Origin of the sequence: Cellulomonas xylanilytica (assembly GCF_007989805.1) — a bacterium.
Taxonomy (GTDB): domain Bacteria; phylum Actinomycetota; class Actinomycetes; order Actinomycetales; family Cellulomonadaceae; genus Cellulomonas; species Cellulomonas xylanilytica.
This window is the reverse complement of record NZ_BJUB01000004.1, coordinates 73,988-90,990: the sequence shown is the minus strand read 5'-3', so window position 1 is coordinate 90,990 and position 17,003 is coordinate 73,988. Positions and strand designations below refer to the sequence as shown.

The following is a 17,003-nucleotide window of genomic DNA, read 5'->3' as shown; positions in this document are numbered from 1 at the left end:
GAGGGCGGCGCCAACCTCGACCGAGGGGCGCCGTCCTGACCGGATCCCCCTCGTCCCGTCTGGAGGTGCTGCAGCCGTGCGACTCGGAGTGCAGGTCCGCGAAGCCCTGCCGGGCGACATGGACAGCCTCGTCGCGCTCTGCCTCGCCGCGCGGCAGGAGGCCGCCGTCGGAGCCCAGCTGTGCACCGACGACGCCGACCGGCTGCGCGACCAGCTCGGAGCGCTCCTGGCGGTCCAGGGCGGGCGCGTGCTCGTCGCGCTGCTCGACGACGAGCCGGCCGGTCTGCTGCTCGCGCGGGTGGTCGGCCCGGGTCCGTTCACCGACCTGGTCAGCCTCGACATCGAGGCCGTCTACGTCCTGCCGTCCGCCCGCCGCCGCGGCCTCGGGCACGCGCTGCTGGTCGGCGCGACCACCGTGGCCGACGAGGCCGGCGCGACGGAGCTGTACTCCTCGCCGCTGCCCGGCGCCCGCGGGATGCAGCGGTTCCTCGCCCGGCTGGGTTTCGCGCCGGCCGCGTCGCACCGCGTGGTCACCACGGCAGCCCTGCAGCGCAAGCTCACGCACGAGCACGCCCACGCCGGCGGCGCGGTGCGCCGCTCGGGCCCGCGTGGCCTCGAGGACCTCATCGCGCGGCGTCGCCAGGCCCGCGCAGCCCGGCAGCCCGCCGTCGAGGAGCCGGGGACCCCCGCTCGGGCCTCCGGCGCGGATCAGGGGCGGGCGTCGATCACCATGCAGGTCAGCCGTGCCGTGCAGACCGGCCGGTCGTCCTCGTCCACCAGGACCACCTGGTAGGTCGCCAGGCGCCCGCCCAGGTGCAGGGCCGTGGCGGTCCCGGTGACCAGGCCGGAGCGCGCGGAGCGGTGGTGCGTCGCGTTGAGCTCGATGCCGACCGCCGCCCGGCCCTCGCCCGCGTGGGCCATCGCCGCGATCGAGCCGAGCGTCTCGGCCAGGACCGCCGACGCGCCGCCGTGCAGCAGGCCGTAGGGCTGGGTGTTGCCCGCCACGGGCATGGTGCCGACGACCCGTTGCGCGGAGGCCTCGAGCACCTCGATCCCCATGCGCTCGATGAGGGTGCCTGCGTACTGGTGGACCGGTGGGGTCGTGTCGGACATGGCAGATAGGTTGGCACCCGTGAGCGACGCACTGCCAGCGGTTCCGCCGGCCACTCCCGGAACGCCTGCCCGACTTCTCCTGATCGACGGTCACTCGATGGCCTACCGGGCGTTCTTCGCCCTCCCGGTGGACAAGTTCGCGACGTCGGCCGGCGAGCCCACCAACGCCGTCTTCGGGTTCTTCTCGATGATCGCGAACCTGCTCCGCGACGAGGAGCCGACGCACGTCGCCGTCGCGTTCGACGCGGGCCGGACCACGTTCCGCACGGAGGTCTACGAGGCGTACAAGGGCAACCGTGACGCCACCCCCGCGCCGTTCAAGGGGCAGGTGGCGGTGATCGAGCGGGTGCTCGAGACCATGCACATCCCGTCGCTGAGCAAGCCGCAGTTCGAGGCCGACGACATCCTGGCCACGCTGTCCGTCCAGGCGCGCGCGCAGGGCATGCAGGTCCTCATCTGCACCGGCGACCGCGACGCCCTGCAGCTGGTGAACGACGACGTCACGGTGCTCTACCCGGTCAAGGGCGTCTCCGAGCTGGCGCGCATGACGCCGGCAGCCGTCGAGGCCAAGTACGGCGTGCCACCGGAGCGGTACCCGGACCTCGCCGCCCTCGTCGGGGAGTCCAGCGACAACCTGCCGGGCATCCCGGGCGTCGGCCCGAAGACCGCGGCCAAGTGGATCGGTCAGTTCGACGGCCTGCAGGGGATCCTCGAGTCCGCGGACAAGGTGCCGGGCAAGGCGGGGGAGTCGCTGCGCGAGAACCTGGAGCAGGTGCGCCTGAACCGTCAGCTCAACGCCCTGCTGACGGACCTGGAGCTGCCGCTGGGTCCGGAGGACCTGGCCACGCGGCCGTGGGACCGCCCCGCCCTGCACGCGATCCTGGAGGAGCTGGAGTTCCGCGCCATCCGGGACCGCCTGTTCGCGATGCTCCCCGACGAGAGCGGCGAGGGTCCGGGAACGGTCGCGGCGGCGCAGATCGACCACACGGTCCTCGGGGCCGGCGAGCTCGCCGGCTGGCTCGACGCCCGTGCCGGGGTCCCGCTGGGCATCGACGTCCGTGGCTCGGGGTCACCCGCGAGCGGCGACGCGTGGGGGATCGCCCTGGCGGACCCCGACGGCCAGGCGGCGTCGTTCGACCTGGCCGAGATCCAGCCGGCGGACGAGGCCGCGCTGGCCGCCTGGCTCGCGGACCCGGCCGCGCCCAAGATCGTGCACGCGGCCAAGGAGGCGTGGCACGCGCTGGGCGGCCGGGGGCTCCCCGTCGCCGGGGTCGTCCTCGACACCGAGCTCGCCGCGTACCTGTGCCAGCCGGACCGCCGCGCGTACGACCTCACCGACCTGGCGATCGGGTACCTGCACCGCGAGCTCGGCGCGGACGAGGTCTCGAGCAGCGGCCAGGGAGCGCTGGACCTCGAGCTCGACGGGACGGACGAGGGCCGCCGAGCCGCCGTCCGGGCCGCTGCGGTCCGGGACCTCGCCGACGTGCTGGGTGGCGAGCTGTCCGACCGCGGGGCCACGGGGCTGCTGGAGAACCTCGAGCTGCCGCTGGTCGACGTGCTGGCCCGGATGGAGCGCACCGGGATCGCGATCGACTCGACGTACCTGTCCAGCCTCGAGAAGTCGTTCGACGGCCAGGTGCAGAACGCCGCCGCGGAGGCGTACGCGGTGATCGGCCGGGAGGTGAACCTCGGCTCGCCCAAGCAGCTCCAGGACGTGCTGTTCGACCAGCTGGGCATGCCGAAGACCAAGCGGAACAAGACCGGCTACACCACCGACGCCGCCGCCCTCACCGACCTGTTCGCGCGCACCGGGCACCCGTTCCTGGAGCACCTGCTCGCGCACCGTGACGCCATCCGGCTCCGGCAGACCGTGGAGGGACTCCTGCGGTCCGTCGCCCCGGACGGGCGCATCCACACGACGTTCCAGCAGACGATCGCGGCCACCGGCCGGCTGTCGTCGGCGGACCCCAACCTGCAGAACATCCCGATCCGCACGGAGGCCGGGCGGCAGATCCGGCGCGCGTTCGTGGTCGGCGACGGCTACGAGACGCTGCTGACCGCCGACTACTCGCAGATCGAGATGCGCATCATGGCGCACCTGTCGGGCGACGAGGGTCTGATCGACGCCTTCCGGTCGGGCGAGGACCTGCACAGCTACGTCGGCTCGCGCGTGTTCGGCGTGCCCACCGACGAGGTCACCCCGGCCATGCGGTCCAAGATCAAGGCGATGAGCTACGGCCTCGCCTACGGGTTGTCGTCCTACGGGCTCTCGCAGCAGCTCTCGATCGAGGTGTCCGAGGCCGCGGCGCTGATGCAGGACTACTTCTCGCGGTTCGGCGGCGTGCGCGACTACCTGACCGGTGTGGTCGACGTCGCCCGGCAGACCGGCTACACGGCGACCATCCTCGGTCGCCGCCGGTACCTGCCCGACCTGACCAGCGACAACCGACAGCGCCGCGAGATGGCCGAGCGGATGGCTCTCAACGCCCCGATCCAGGGCAGCGCCGCCGACCTGATCAAGGTGGCCATGCTCGGTGTCGACCGAGAGCTGACACGTCGAGGGCTGGGGTCGCGGGTGCTCCTGCAGGTCCACGACGAGCTCGTGCTCGAGGTGGCGCCGGGGGAGCGGGACGAGCTCGAGGCCCTGGTCCGGGAGCAGATGGGTGCCGCGGGGGACGCTGCCGCGGACGGTCCGCTCGACGTGCCGCTGGACGTCACGGTCGGCGCGGGGGCGTCCTGGCACGACGCCGGGCACTGAGCCTGTCGCCCGATCGTGGGTTTCGTCCGGGTTTCGGCCGGCTCGTCGTAAGTATCGGGTGCACTTTGGGGTGATCTACGCCACAGTGTCGGGCACACAGTGGCAACGGAGCCACCGACATCCCCCACCCGGGAGGCGCTGATGACCGACACCGTCGGACAACCTGAGACCGACTACCAACGCGTGCAGAACAGCGAGGAGTTCCAGGCGCTCAAGCGCCGGTTCCGTCGCTTCGTCTTCCCCATGACGGCCTTCTTCCTGGCCTGGTACTTCCTGTACGTGCTGCTCGCCGCCTACGCCCACGACTTCATGTCCACCAAGGTGTGGGGCAACATCAACGTCGGGCTGCTGCTGGGGCTCGGCCAGTTCGTCAGCACGTTCGCCATCACGATGATCTACGCGCGGTGGGCGAACAACCGGCAGGACGCGGTGGCCGAGCGCCTCCGTCTGCACATCGAGAACGGCGACGCGCTGGACGGTGGTCGCGCATGAGCGCCTCCCTCACCACCGCCCTCGATGCGGTGCTGCGCACTGCTGAGACCGAGGACATCGGGAACCCGTGGGTCAACATCGCGATCTTCGGCGGCTTCGTCGCCATCACCCTCGTGATCGTGTTCCGCGCCTCCCGGAACAACAAGACGGCCGCGGACTACTACGCGGCCGGACGCTCGTTCACCGGCCCCCAGAACGGCACCGCGATCGCGGGCGACTACCTGTCGGCAGCCTCCTTCCTCGGCATCTGCGGCGCCATCGCGGTCAACGGGTACGACGGCTTCCTGTACTCGATCGGCTTCCTGGTCGCGTGGCTCGTGGCGCTCCTGCTCGTCGCGGAGCTGCTGCGCAACACCGGCCGCTTCACCATGGCGGACGTCCTGTCGTTCCGCCTCAAGCAGCGCCCGGTGCGGATGGCCGCGGCGCTGGCCACCCTGACCGTCGTGTTCTTCTACCTGCTCGCCCAGATGGCGGGTGCGGGCGGCCTCGTGGCTCTCCTGCTGGGGGTCGACGGCACCGCCGCGCAGGGGCTCGTCATCGCCGTGGTCGGCGCGCTGATGATCCTGTACGTCCTGGTGGGCGGCATGAAGGGCACCACCTGGGTGCAGATCATCAAGGCGGTGCTGCTGATCGCCGGCGCGGCCGTCATGACGCTCTGGGTCCTGGCGCAGTTCGGCTTCAACTTCTCCGACCTCCTGCAGGGCGCCATCGACATGGCCGGCGAGGGCGGCGAGGCGGTGATCGAGCCGGGCAAGCAGTACGGCGTCAGCGCGATGAGCCAGCTGAACTTCCTCTCGCTCGCCCTGGCCCTCGTCCTGGGCACGGCGGGCCTCCCGCACGTGCTCATGCGCTTCTACACGGTGCCGACGGCCAAGGAAGCGCGCCGCTCGGTGGTGTGGGCCATCTGGCTGATCGGGATCTTCTACCTGTTCACCCTCGTGCTCGGCTACGGCGCTGCGGCGCTGGTCGGCCCGGAGACCATCAAGGCGGCGCCAGGAGGTGTGAACTCGGCAGCCCCCCTGCTGGCGTACGAGCTGGGCGGGACGATCCTGCTGGGCCTCATCTCGGCGGTCGCGTTCGCGACGATCCTCGCCGTGGTCGCCGGTCTGACCATCACGGCGGCGGCCTCGTTCGCGCACGACATCTACGCCTCGGTGATCAAGCACGGCGAGGTCAAGCCCGACGGTGAGGTGCGCGTCGCGCGGATCACCGTGGTGGTCATCGGGATCCTGGCCATCATCGGCGGCATCTTCGCCAACGGGCAGAACGTCGCGTTCCTCGTGGCGCTGGCGTTCGCGGTCGCCGCGAGCGCCAACCTCCCGACGATCCTCTACTCGCTGTTCTGGAAGAGGTTCAACACCTCGGGTGCGCTCTGGAGCATGTACGGCGGGCTGATCTCCTGCCTGGTGCTCATCACGTTCTCGCCCGTGGTGTCGGGCAAGGTCGACCCGGTGTCGGGAGCGAGCCTGTCGATGATCAAGAACACGGACGTCGACTTCGCGATCATCCCGCTGGAGAACCCGGGCCTGATCTCGATCCCGCTGGCGTTCCTCCTCGGGATCCTCGGCACGTTCCTCAGCAAGGACGGGAGCAGCCCCGAGAAGTACGCGGAGATGGAGGTCCGGTCCCTCACCGGTGCCGGCTCCGAGAAGGCGACGGTCGCGCACTGACGCCCTGACCTCGGGCGGCCACCCTCAGCCGGGTGGCCGCCCGAGGTGCGTCACGAAGATCGCCGTCCCCGGCAGCCGGGCACCGCGCACGGGTCCCCAGCCGCCCCAGGTCCGGTCGTGCCCGGCGGGCCACTCGGGCTCGACGAGCCGGTCGAGCACGAACCCGGCCGCGACGAGCTCGCCGACGTGGTCCCCGAGCGTCCGGTGGTACTCGGCGTACAGCACGCCGCCCGACTCGCCCAGCTCCGCGTACGGCGTCCGGTCGAAGTACGAGCGCGTCGCGGTCAGGCCCGCCTCGCCGGGGTCGTCGGGGAACGCCCAGCGCACCGGGTGCGTCACCGCGAAGACCCACCGCCCACCGGGACGCAGGACCCGGGCGACCTCCGCGTGCACCCGGTCGGCGTCCGGCACGAAGGGGAGCGCACCGAACGCCGTGAAGGCGACGTCGAACGACTCGTCGGCGAACGGCAGCACCCGGGCGTCCGCCTGGACCAGGGGAGTCACCCGTCCCACCTCGGCGTCGTAGCGGGCGCCTGCGGCGAGCATCCCGCCCGACACGTCCGTCGCGACGACGTCGACGCCCTCGCCGACGAGCCAGCGCGCGCACTGCGCGGCGCCCGCGCCCACCTCCAGCACGCGCCGGCCGGACAGGTCGCCGAGCAGCCGCGCGTCCTTCTCCCGCAGCCCCTCGGGGCACCAGCAGAAGTCCGCGGGCCCGAGGAACGTGCCGTGCTCGTCCAGGTACTCCTCGGCGTTGGCGTCCCACCACGGCCGGCTCGCCGCCCCGCCCGCCGACGGCGGCACGTCGAGGTAGCCGGCCTCGGCCAGCGGATCGTCGGACATGGGGACCAGTGTCCCCTCCCGCGCCCGGTGCACGCCGATACGCTGTCCCTCCGGCGGCCCGACGACGCGCTCCGATCCCAGTCACCGCGATCAAGGAGTGCAGCGTGCGAGTCGGTCTGCTCACGGGCGGCGGCGACGTCCCCGGCCTGAACGCCGCGATCCGCGCCGTCGTCAAGCGCGGCGAGGGCGAGTACGGGCACACGATCATCGGGTTCCGCAACGGGTGGCGCGGCGTGGTCGACGGGTTCAGCCTGCCGCTGACCCGCCAGCACATCCGCAACCAGCTGGCCGTCGGCGGGACCCTGCTCGGGACTGCGCGGTACCACCCGCACGCCTCCGACGGCGGCCTCGACGCCGTCCTGTCGACGCTCGAGTCGGAGCGGATCGAGGCCCTCATCTGCATCGGCGGCGACGGCACGCTGCACGCCGCCAGCAAGGTCGCGGAGGCCGGCGTGCGGATCGTGGCCATCCCCAAGACCATCGACAACGACGTCTGGGGCACGGACCAGTCCATCGGGTTCGACACGGCGGTGACCATCGCGACCGAGGCCATCGACCGCATCCACACCACCGCCGAGAGCCACAACCGCGTGATGATCGTCGAGGTCATGGGCCGGCACGCGGGGTGGATCGCCGCGACGTCCGGCATCGCCGGCGGAGCGGAGCTCGTGCTCGTCCCCGAGGCGCCGTTCGACATCGACAAGATCGAGCGGTTCCTCAAGCACCGGCACCGCGCCCACGCCAGCTTCTCCATCATCGTCGTCGCCGAGGGCGCCGTCCCCGCCGAGGGCACGTCGATGCACTACGAGACGCCGGTCGGGAAGTTCGGGGACATCGTCGCGGGAGCGATCGGCGAGCGGCTCAAGGCCGAGATCGAGAGGCGCACGGGGTTCGACACCCGCGTGGTGGTGCTGGGGCACGTGCAGCGCGGCGGCATCCCGACGCCCGTCGACCGCATCCTCGGCTCGCGGTTCGGGGTGGCGGCCATCGACGCGGCCAGCGGCGGGCAGTCGGACGTCATGACGGCGCTGCGCGGCGAGCGCGTGGAGATGGTGCCGCTCAGCGAGGTGGCCGGCAAGGTCAAGTACGTCCCGGACGAGCTGCTCTCCGTGGCGCGGGCCCTGGCGTGACCGTCGTCCTCGCCGACTGCTGATCGACCGCGTGAACGGCTTTGACCTGCCCATCGTGGCCCCGATAGGGTAGACGGCGGTGCCGCGCGCCTTGATGCGGCGGCGATCCTCGAATGCACTGCTCGTGCTTGCTCGTGCATGGCTCTCCTCCGCGGGAGCCGGAGGCCGTCCCACCAGCTCGTGGTCACCATCACGCATGTCACCGTGCCGCCGGCACGAACGTTCAGTCCTTCAACTTCCCTGTCCGCATCGGAGCCCATCCCTACATGAGCATCACCACCCCCGCGAAGCCCGCCACCCCGCAGGTCGCGATCAACGACATCGGCTCGGCCGAGGACTTCCTCGCCGCGATCGACGCCACCATCAAGTACTTCAACGATGGCGACATCGTCGAGGGCACCATCGTCAAGGTCGACCGCGACGAGGTCCTGCTCGACATCGGTTACAAGACCGAGGGCGTCATCCCCTCCCGTGAGCTGTCCATCAAGCACGACGTGGACCCCGGTGAGGTCGTCAAGGTCGGCGACGCAGTCGAGGCCCTCGTCCTCCAGAAGGAGGACAAGGAAGGCCGGCTGATCCTGTCCAAGAAGCGCGCACAGTACGAGCGCGCCTGGGGCACGATCGAGAAGATCAAGGAAGAGGACGGCGTCGTCACCGGCACCGTCATCGAGGTCGTCAAGGGCGGCCTCATCCTCGACATCGGGCTGCGCGGCTTCCTGCCCGCGTCGCTGGTGGAGATGCGTCGTGTCCGCGACCTCCAGCCGTACGTCGGCAAGGAGATCGAGGCCAAGATCATCGAGCTCGACAAGAACCGCAACAACGTGGTCCTATCGCGCCGTGCCTGGCTCGAGCAGACGCAGTCCGAGGTGCGCTCCACCTTCCTGCAGACGCTGCAGAAGGGCCAGGTCCGCCCCGGTGTCGTGTCCTCGATCGTCAACTTCGGTGCGTTCGTGGACCTGGGTGGCGTGGACGGGCTCGTGCACGTCTCCGAGCTGTCCTGGAAGCACATCGACCACCCGTCCGAGGTCGTCGAGGTCGGCCAGGAGGTCACCGTCGAGGTTCTCGACGTCGACTTCGACCGCGAGCGTGTCTCCCTGTCGCTGAAGGCGACGCAGGAGGACCCGTGGCAGGCCTTCGCCCGCACGCACGCCATCGGCCAGGTCGTGCCCGGCAAGGTCACCAAGCTGGTCCCGTTCGGTGCGTTCGTGCGCGTCGAGGACGGCATCGAGGGCCTGGTCCACATCTCGGAGCTGGCCGTGCGCCACGTCGAGATCCCGGAGCAGGTCGTCCAGGTCGGCGACGACGTGTTCGTCAAGGTCATCGACATCGACCTGGAGCGTCGCCGCATCTCGCTGTCGCTCAAGCAGGCGAACGAGGGCTTCGACCCGGCCAGCGAGGACTTCGACCCCGCGCTGTACGGCATGGCGGCCGAGTACGACGAGGCCGGCAACTACAAGTACCCCGAGGGCTTCGACCCGGCCACGAACGAGTGGCTCGAGGGCTTCGAGGCGCAGCGCGAGGTGTGGGAGGCGCAGTACGCGCAGGCCCACGAGCGCTGGGAGGCGCACCGCAAGCAGGTCGCCGACGCCGCGAAGGCCGACGCGGAGGCCGCCAGCGGCGCCGCCGAGGGTGCAACGGCCTCGTCCTCGTCGTCGAGCTCGTCGGCCGGCCCCGTGCCGTCGTCGTACTCGTCGTCCACCGAGGAGGCCGCGGGCACGCTCGCGTCCGACGAGGCGCTCGCCGCTCTGCGCGAGAAGCTCACGGGTAACTGAACCCACCCGCTCGATGGCCGGTCACCTTCCGAGGTGGCCGGCCATCGGCGTCCCCGGGCTGTGTGCCCGGCGGGGAAGCAGGGCAGGATGGGCGGATGCAACGCATCGGTCTGACAGGCGGGATCGCGGCCGGCAAGTCCGTCGCGGCACGGCGACTGGCGGAGCTCGGGGCGGTGGTGATCGACTCCGACGTCCTTGCACGAGAGGCGGTGGCGGCCGGGTCCGCGGGGCTCGACGCGGTGGCGGAGGAGTTCGGTTCGACCGTGCTGGCTGGCGACGGGACCCTGGACCGCGCAGCACTCGCGTCGATCGTGTTCTCCGACCCGGCGGCGCGCGCACGGCTCGACGCGATCGTCCACCCGATCGTGCGCCGGCTCTCCGCCGAGCGCGAGGCCGCGGCGGCCGTGACCGACCACGGCGCCGTGGTGGTGCACGACATCCCGCTGCTGGTCGAGACCGGCCAGGCGGACGCGTTCCACGTGCTCGTCGTCGTGCACACCCCTGCGGTGCTCCGGGTCGAGCGACTCGTCCGCCTGCGGGGCATGGACCGGGTCGAGGCGGAGGCCCGGGTGGCCGCCCAGGCGAGCGACGACGAGCGGCTGGCCGTCGCGGACGTCGTGCTCGACGGCACGGGCAGCGACGAGGACCTGCGTGCCCAGGTCGACGCCCTCTGGGACCGGCTCGCTGTCGAGCGGGCCGACGAGCTCGCGGCCGAGACACCGTGACGCGAGTCCTGCTCACGGCGTTCGGACCGTTCGACGGGCAGGCCGTCAACGCGTCGTCCCTGGCGGTGCAGCAGCTGGTCTCACGCTGGACGGGTCCGGCCGAGCTGGTCGTCCGTGAGCTGCCGGTGTCCTTCCGTGGAGCGCGTCAGCAGCTCCGGGTCGCGGTCGCCGAGGTCGAGCCCGACCTGGTCGTGGGCGTCGGCGAGGCGGGTGGCCGCGCAGCGGTCGGTGTCGAGCGCGTCGCGGTCAACGTGATCGACGCCCGTATCCCGGACGCCGACGGCTCGGCTCCGGTGGACGTCCCGGTCATCGCGGGCGCACCCGCGGCGTTCTTCTCGACGCTCCCCGTCAAGGCCTGCGCCGCGGCGGTGCGAGGTGCGGGGGTGCCGGTCGAGGTGTCCAACACCGCCGGCCTGTACGTGTGCAACGCCACGTTCTACGCCCTGCAGCACCTGCTCGCCGCGCGGCCGGAGGTCCGCAGCGGGTTCGTGCACGTGCCCCGCACACCCGCGCAGGTCGAGGCCGGCGCGCCGGCGATGGACGTGGACGAGGCCGCGACGGCCCTCGACGCCGTCCTGCGCGCCGCACTGTCGACGAGCACCGACCTGCGCGAGTCCGCGGGCACCCTCGCCTGATCCCCGCGTGTCGGTGGTGCCACGTACGGTTGTGGCATGCGTCCTGTCACCGATCTCCAGCGGACCGTCGCACCCTTCGAGGTGATCTCCGAGTACACGCCGTCGGGTGACCAGCCCAAGGCGATCAAGGAGCTGACGGCGCGGATCCAGGCGGGGGAGAAGGACGTCGTCCTGCTCGGCGCCACGGGTACCGGCAAGTCCGCGACGACGGCCTGGCTCATCGAGCAGGTGCAGCGACCGACCCTCGTCATGGCACCGAACAAGACGCTCGCCGCGCAGCTGGCCACGGAGTTCCGGGAGCTGCTGCCCAACAACGCCGTCGAGTACTTCGTGTCGTACTACGACTACTACCAGCCCGAGGCGTACATCGCGCAGACGGACACCTACATCGAGAAGGACTCCTCGATCAACGACGAGGTCGAGCGGCTGCGGCACTCGGCCACGAGCTCGCTGCTGACGCGTCGCGACGTGATCGTCGTCGCGTCCGTCAGCTGCATCTACGGCCTGGGGACGCCGCAGGAGTACGTCGACCGCATGGTGACGCTGTCGGTCGGCGACCAGGTCGACCGCGACCAGCTGCTGCGCAAGTTCGTCACCATGCAGTACACCCGCAACGACATGGCGTTCACGCGCGGCACGTTCCGCGTGCGGGGGGACACCGTCGAGATCATCCCGGTGTACGAGGAGCTGGCCATCCGGATCGAGTTCTTCGGCGACGAGATCGAGGCGATCGCCACGCTGCACCCGCTGACGGGCGACGTGGTGCACTCCGAGCAGCAGATGCACATCTTCCCGGCCACGCACTACGTCGCCGGTCCGGAGCGCATGGAGCGGGCGATCACCGGCATCGAGCTGGAGCTGGAGGACCGCCTGGCGGAGCTCGAGCGGCAGAACAAGCTGCTCGAGGCCCAGCGCCTGCGCATGCGCACGACGTACGACATCGAGATGATGCGCCAGATCGGTTCGTGCTCCGGCATCGAGAACTACTCGCGGCACATCGACGGCCGCAGCGCCGGCACGGCACCGAACACGCTCATCGACTACTTCCCCGAGGACTTCCTGCTCGTCATCGACGAGTCGCACGTGACCGTGCCGCAGATCGGGGCGATGTTCGAGGGCGACATGTCGCGCAAGCGCGCGCTGGTGGACCACGGCTTCCGCCTGCCGAGCGCGACCGACAACCGGCCGCTGCGCTGGGAGGAGTTCGTCGAGCGGATCGGCCAGACCGTCTACCTGTCGGCCACGCCCGGCAACTACGAGCTGTCCATCTCGGACGGTGTCGTCGAGCAGATCATCCGGCCGACCGGCCTCGTCGACCCCGAGGTCGTGGTGAAGCCGACCACCGGCCAGATCGACGACCTGCTGGGGGAGATCCACGACCGCGTGGAGAAGGACGAGCGCGTGCTCGTCACCACCCTCACCAAGAAGATGGCCGAGGACCTGACGGACTACTTCCTGGAGAAGGGTGTCCGGGTCCGCTACCTGCACTCCGAGGTGGACACGCTGCGCCGCGTGGAGCTCCTGCGCGAGCTGCGGATGGGGGAGTACGACGTCCTGGTCGGCATCAACCTGCTGCGCGAGGGCCTGGACCTGCCGGAGGTGTCGCTGGTCGCCATCCTCGACGCCGACAAGGAGGGGTTCCTGCGGTCGGGCCGCTCGCTCATCCAGACGATCGGGCGCGCCGCCCGCAACGTGTCCGGCCAGGTGCACATGTACGCGGACCGGATCACGGACGGGATGGCGCAGGCGATCGAGGAGACCGCCCGCCGCCGCGAGAAGCAGGTGGCGTACAACCTCGAGAACGGGATCGACCCGACCCCGCTGCGCAAGAAGATCGGCGACATCACCGACCTGCTGGCCCGCGAGGACGCCGACACCGCCGAGCTGCTCGGCGGAGCCGGTCGGCAGAGCAGCCGCGGGAAGGCGCCCGTGCCCGGGTTCGGCTCCAAGGGTGCACCCCGGGACGAGCGCACCCGGCTCACCGGTGCCGCCGCGGGCGAGCTGGCGGACCTCATCCAGCAGCTGTCGGACCAGATGCACGCGGCGGCCGGGGAGCTGCAGTTCGAGCTGGCGGCCCGGCTGCGCGACGAGATCTCGGGCATGAAGAAGGAGCTCCGGCAGATGCAGGCCGCCACGGCGTGAGGCATCGTGCTGTGGACACGACACGAGGCTGACACATGCGTGCTTTATGCTTGCGCGCGTTGAAGGGGAGTACCCCAGTCACGATCCTGTCGTCATCACGGACCCGCTAGTGCGGTGCCCGGTGGGATCGGTCCGCAGCCACTGACCGGCGGGCGGGGGAGACCTTCGGTACCGAAGCACATCTCGTACCGGAGGTTTCTGCATGGACGTGTCCGGCTGGGTCTGGGCAGCGACGGCGGTATTCGTCGTCGGACTGATCTTCTTCGACTTCTTCGCGCACGTGCGCACCCCGCACGCCCCGAGCTTCCAGGAGTCGGCGCGCTGGTCGATCTTCTACATCGCGCTCGCCCTGGTGTTCGGCGTGGTGGTGGGCATGGTCTGGGGCTGGGGCCCCGGCACCGAGTACTTCGCCGGGTACGTCACCGAGAAGAGCCTCTCGGTCGACAACCTGTTCGTGTTCCTCATCATCATGACCAAGTTCGCGGTGCCGAGGGAGTACCAGCAGAAGGTGCTGCTGGTCGGCGTGGTCATCGCGCTGATCCTGCGGACCGTCTTCATCCTGGCCGGCGCGGCGGCGATCGAGCAGTTCTCGTGGGTCTTCTACATCTTCGGTCTGTTCCTGGTCTACACGGCCGTCAAGCTGGCGCGGGAGCACCACGACCCCGACCACCTCGACACCGAGGAGCGGCCGGACGGCATCGCGGTCCGCATGCTCAAGCGGGTGCTGCCGACGACGGACGAGTACCACGGTGACCGGCTGACGGTGAAGATCGACGGCAAGCGGTTCCTCACCCCGATGCTCGTCGTCATGGTCGCCATCGGGTCGACGGACATCCTGTTCGCGCTCGACTCGATCCCGGCGATCTACGGCCTGACCGAGGAGCCGTACATCGTCTTCACCGCCAACGCGTTCGCGCTGCTCGGGCTGCGCCAGCTGTACTTCCTCATCGGCGGCCTGCTGGAGCGGCTCATCTACCTGTCGCAGGGTCTCGCCGTGATCCTCGGGTTCATCGGCATCAAGCTGGTGCTCCACGCGTTGCACGTGAACGAGCTGCCCTTCGTCAACAACGGCGAGCCCGTCGAGTGGGCGCCCGAGATCCCCATCTGGCTGTCGCTCACCGTCATCCTCGGCACCCTTGCCGTGGCGACGGTGCTGAGCCTGCTGAAGACCCGCAAGGACGCGACCGTCACGTCCACCACCACCGAGAGCTGAGGACCACCCGTTGGACATCGATCCCCTCGTCTGGGCGGTCTCGCTCGGGCTGGCCGGCGCGCTCCTGCTCATCGACGTCGCCGTCGTGGCGCGCCGGCCGCACGTGCCGTCCACGGCCGAGTGCGTGCGCTACCTCGCGTTCTACATCGGTCTGGCGGTGGCGTTCGGCATCGGCATCTGGCTGACCAACGGCGCCGAGTACGCCGGCCAGTTCTACGCCGGGTGGCTGACGGAGTACTCGCTCTCGGTCGACAACCTGTTCGTGTTCCTGCTGATCATGAGCAAGTTCGCGGTGCCGAAGGCGTACCAGCAGACGGCACTGCTCATCGGGATCATCCTGGCGCTGGTGTTCCGCGGGTTGTTCATCTGGGCGGGCGCCGCGGTCATCGACGCGTTCAGCTGGGTGTTCTACCTGTTCGGCGCGTTCCTCGTGTACACGGCCTGGAAGGTCGGCCGCGAGGGCGAGGCGGGGGAGGACGACGAGTTCCACCCGCCGCTGATCCTGCGCCTGGTGCAGCGGTTCCTGCCGGCCACCCAGCAGTACCACGGGGTCAAGCTGACGGTCGTCGAGGGCGGACGCCGGCTGATCACGCCGATGTTCGTGGTCCTCGTCGCCCTGGGCGCCACGGACCTGCTGTTCGCGTTCGACTCGATCCCGGCGATCTTCGGGCTGACCAGCGAGCCGTACCTCGTGCTCATGGCCAACCTGTTCGCGCTGATGGGGCTGCGCCAGCTGTACTTCCTGCTGGGCGACCTGCTCAAGCGCCTGGTCTACCTGAACATCGGCCTCGCGGTCCTGCTCGGGTTCATCGGGGTCAAGCTCGTGCTGCACGCCCTGCACGAGAACGAGGTGCCGTTCATCAACGGTGGCGAGCCGGTCCCGTGGGCGCCGGAGATCCCCATCGGCGTGTCCCTGGGTGCGATCGTCGTGATCCTCGGCGTGACCGCGGTCGCCAGCGTCATCAAGGTGCGACGTGACGAGCGGGCCGGCGTGACGGCGACCGAGCAGACCGACTGACGCGTCAGGCGCTCCAGGGACCGAGCACGACGTCCCAGGCGCGTACGTCGGTGTGCGCGACGATGCCCTCGCGGACGAACGGGTCGTCCGCGAGGAGCGCGTCGACGACCTCCGGTGACGCAGCGCGGAAGACGAGCAGCGCACCGGGGTCGCCGTCGGTGAACGGGCCGGAGCCGAGCAGCGTGCCGTGCTCGGCCAGGGCGGCCAGGTACGAGCGGTGCTCGGGGCGGAGCTGGTCGCGCACGTCGGTGCGCTCGTCGTAGGTGTAGCGGACGGCGTAGGTAGGCATGGCCGTCATCCTGCCCGAGCCGGTGGCAGAGTGCAGACATGGCTCGGATCCTGCGCACGCTGCTCACCGACGACGTCCTGGCCCGCATCCACGAGCGGGCCCCGGTGCACGACCGGGAGAACACGTTCCCGCACGACGACCTCGCCGACCTGGTCGCCGTCGGGTACCTGAGCGCCTTCGTGCCGGAGCGCCTGGGTGGCGCGGGCCTGACGCTCGAGGAGGTCGCACGCGAGCAGGTGCGGCTCGCGGCGGCAGCGCCGGCCACCGCCCTCGCCGTGAACATGCACCTGGTCGTCACCGGGCTGGCCGCGATGCTCGTCAGCCGCGGCGACGACTCGGTGGAGTTCGTCCTGCGGGACGCGGCCGCGGGGGAGGTCTTCGCGTTCGGCAACTCCGAGCCGGGCAACGACCTGGTCATGTTCGGCTCACGCACCCGGGCGGAGCGGCAGCCGGACGGCTCGTACCGGTACAGCGGCACGAAGATCTTCACGTCGCTGTCGCCCGTGTGGACGCGGCTCGCCACGTTCGGCCTGGACGATGCCGACCCGGACGACCCGCGGCTCGTGCACGGGGTGGTGTCGCGCGCGGACGGCGGCATCGAGACGCGCGACGACTGGGACACGCTCGGGATGCGCGCCACGCAGTCGGCCACGACGGTGCTCGACGGCGCCCTGGCGCCGGCCGACAGGGTGTACCGCTCGCTCCCGCCGGGGCCGAGCGCGGACCCGTTCGTCTTCGCGCTGTTCGCGGTCTTCGAGATCCTGCTCGGCGCCGTCTACACGGGCATCGGCCGGCGCGCGATCGAGCTCGGCATCGAGGCAGCCCGCCGTCGGACGTCCATGAAGGCCGACGGCCGCAGCTACGCCCAGGACCCCGACATCCGCTGGCGCATCGCGGACGCGGTGCTGGCGCAGGACGGAGCCGAGCTCCAGGTCGTCGCGCTCGCCCGGGACGTCGACGAGCAGGTGGACCACGGCGCTCGCTGGTTCGCCCAGCTCGTCGGGCTCAAGGTCCGTGCGACCGAGTCCGCGCGGGTCGTCGTCGACAACGCCATCCGGGTCTCGGGCGGCGGTTCGTACTTCTCCGGCAGCGAGCTGGGCAGGCTCTACCGCGACGTGCTGGCCGGCATGTTCCACCCGTCCGACGACGAGTCGGCCCACGCCACGCTGGCGACGTCCGTGCTGGGTCCGCCGGAGGCCTGAC

General features: G+C 70.7%; 15 protein-coding genes. 12 read left to right on the top strand and 3 right to left on the bottom strand.

What is annotated here, in order from left to right; genetic code table 11:
• Positions 1-76 precede the first annotated feature (76 nt).
• Complete coding sequence (locus CXY01_RS07545; RefSeq protein ID WP_246125143.1) at positions 77-793, top strand: GNAT family N-acetyltransferase; 717 nt, start codon at positions 77-79, stop codon at positions 791-793.
• Here CXY01_RS07545 and CXY01_RS07540 read toward each other — a convergent pair.
• A complete protein-coding gene (locus CXY01_RS07540) occupies positions 709-1,113 on the bottom strand; it encodes a PaaI family thioesterase (protein WP_146926674.1) in 405 nt (134 codons plus the stop codon). The two genes, CXY01_RS07545 and CXY01_RS07540, sit on opposite strands and share 85 nt — an antisense overlap.
• Between CXY01_RS07540 and polA the strand changes: the two genes are divergently transcribed.
• From polA to CXY01_RS07525, 3 genes are all read left to right on the top strand, one after another.
• Positions 1,112-3,871, top strand: coding sequence for a DNA polymerase I (gene polA / locus CXY01_RS07535; protein ID WP_146926672.1), 2,760 nt, complete (start codon positions 1,112-1,114; stop codon positions 3,869-3,871). The genes CXY01_RS07540 and polA overlap by 2 nt on opposite strands.
• A gap of 141 nt (positions 3,872-4,012) precedes the next feature.
• Positions 4,013-4,363, top strand: a complete 351-nt coding sequence (locus CXY01_RS07530; protein ID WP_146926671.1) for a DUF485 domain-containing protein — start codon at positions 4,013-4,015, stop codon at positions 4,361-4,363.
• The gene (locus tag CXY01_RS07525; protein WP_146926669.1) at positions 4,360-6,033 is read left to right on the top strand and encodes a monocarboxylic acid transporter; all 1,674 of its coding nucleotides are present in this window, start codon (positions 4,360-4,362) and stop codon (positions 6,031-6,033) included. Before CXY01_RS07530 ends, CXY01_RS07525 begins: the two co-directional genes overlap by 4 nt.
• 24 nt (positions 6,034-6,057) lie before the next feature.
• On the opposite strand, the gene CXY01_RS07520 is transcribed toward CXY01_RS07525, so the two are convergent.
• Positions 6,058-6,876 (bottom strand): class I SAM-dependent methyltransferase, encoded by an 819-nt coding sequence (locus CXY01_RS07520; RefSeq protein WP_146926667.1) that lies wholly within the window; start codon positions 6,874-6,876, stop codon positions 6,058-6,060.
• A 104-nt stretch (positions 6,877-6,980) separates the two neighbouring features.
• Here CXY01_RS07520 and CXY01_RS07515 point away from each other — a divergent pair, with 104 nt between their 5' ends.
• The 7 genes from CXY01_RS07515 (at position 6,981) to CXY01_RS07485 (ending at position 15,511) form a co-directional block, all read left to right on the top strand.
• Positions 6,981-8,006: a 6-phosphofructokinase gene (locus CXY01_RS07515; protein ID WP_146926665.1), complete on the top strand. Its 1,026-nt coding sequence runs from the start codon at positions 6,981-6,983 to the stop codon at positions 8,004-8,006.
• A 266-nt stretch (positions 8,007-8,272) separates the two neighbouring features.
• Entirely contained in the window at positions 8,273-9,778 is a 1,506-nt protein-coding gene (gene rpsA / locus CXY01_RS07510) for a 30S ribosomal protein S1 (RefSeq protein WP_146844947.1), read from the top strand.
• A gap of 95 nt (positions 9,779-9,873) precedes the next feature.
• Positions 9,874-10,503 carry a dephospho-CoA kinase gene (gene coaE / locus CXY01_RS07505; protein WP_146926663.1) on the top strand — a complete coding sequence of 210 codons (630 nt, stop codon included), beginning with the start codon at positions 9,874-9,876 and terminating at the stop codon, positions 10,501-10,503.
• The gene (gene pcp, locus CXY01_RS07500) at positions 10,500-11,138 is read left to right on the top strand and encodes a pyroglutamyl-peptidase I (RefSeq protein ID WP_146926661.1); all 639 of its coding nucleotides are present in this window, start codon (positions 10,500-10,502) and stop codon (positions 11,136-11,138) included. Before coaE ends, pcp begins: the two co-directional genes overlap by 4 nt.
• 36 nt (positions 11,139-11,174) lie before the next feature.
• Complete coding sequence (gene uvrB / locus CXY01_RS07495) at positions 11,175-13,280, top strand: excinuclease ABC subunit UvrB (protein ID WP_146926658.1); 2,106 nt, start codon at positions 11,175-11,177, stop codon at positions 13,278-13,280.
• A 202-nt stretch (positions 13,281-13,482) separates the two neighbouring features.
• Positions 13,483-14,493: a TerC family protein gene (locus CXY01_RS07490; RefSeq protein ID WP_146926656.1), complete on the top strand. Its 1,011-nt coding sequence runs from the start codon at positions 13,483-13,485 to the stop codon at positions 14,491-14,493.
• Positions 14,494-14,503: 10 nt separating this feature from the next.
• Positions 14,504-15,511 carry a TerC family protein gene (locus CXY01_RS07485; protein WP_146926654.1) on the top strand — a complete coding sequence of 336 codons (1,008 nt, stop codon included), beginning with the start codon at positions 14,504-14,506 and terminating at the stop codon, positions 15,509-15,511.
• Positions 15,512-15,515: 4 nt separating this feature from the next.
• Here the strand turns inward: CXY01_RS07485 and CXY01_RS07480 are convergent, their stop codons facing one another.
• Positions 15,516-15,800, bottom strand: a complete 285-nt coding sequence (locus CXY01_RS07480; protein ID WP_146926652.1) for a YciI family protein — start codon at positions 15,798-15,800, stop codon at positions 15,516-15,518.
• A gap of 38 nt (positions 15,801-15,838) precedes the next feature.
• Here CXY01_RS07480 and CXY01_RS07475 point away from each other — a divergent pair, with 38 nt between their 5' ends.
• A complete protein-coding gene (locus CXY01_RS07475) occupies positions 15,839-17,002 on the top strand; it encodes an acyl-CoA dehydrogenase family protein (RefSeq protein ID WP_146926650.1) in 1,164 nt (387 codons plus the stop codon).
• Position 17,003 lies beyond the last annotated feature (1 nt).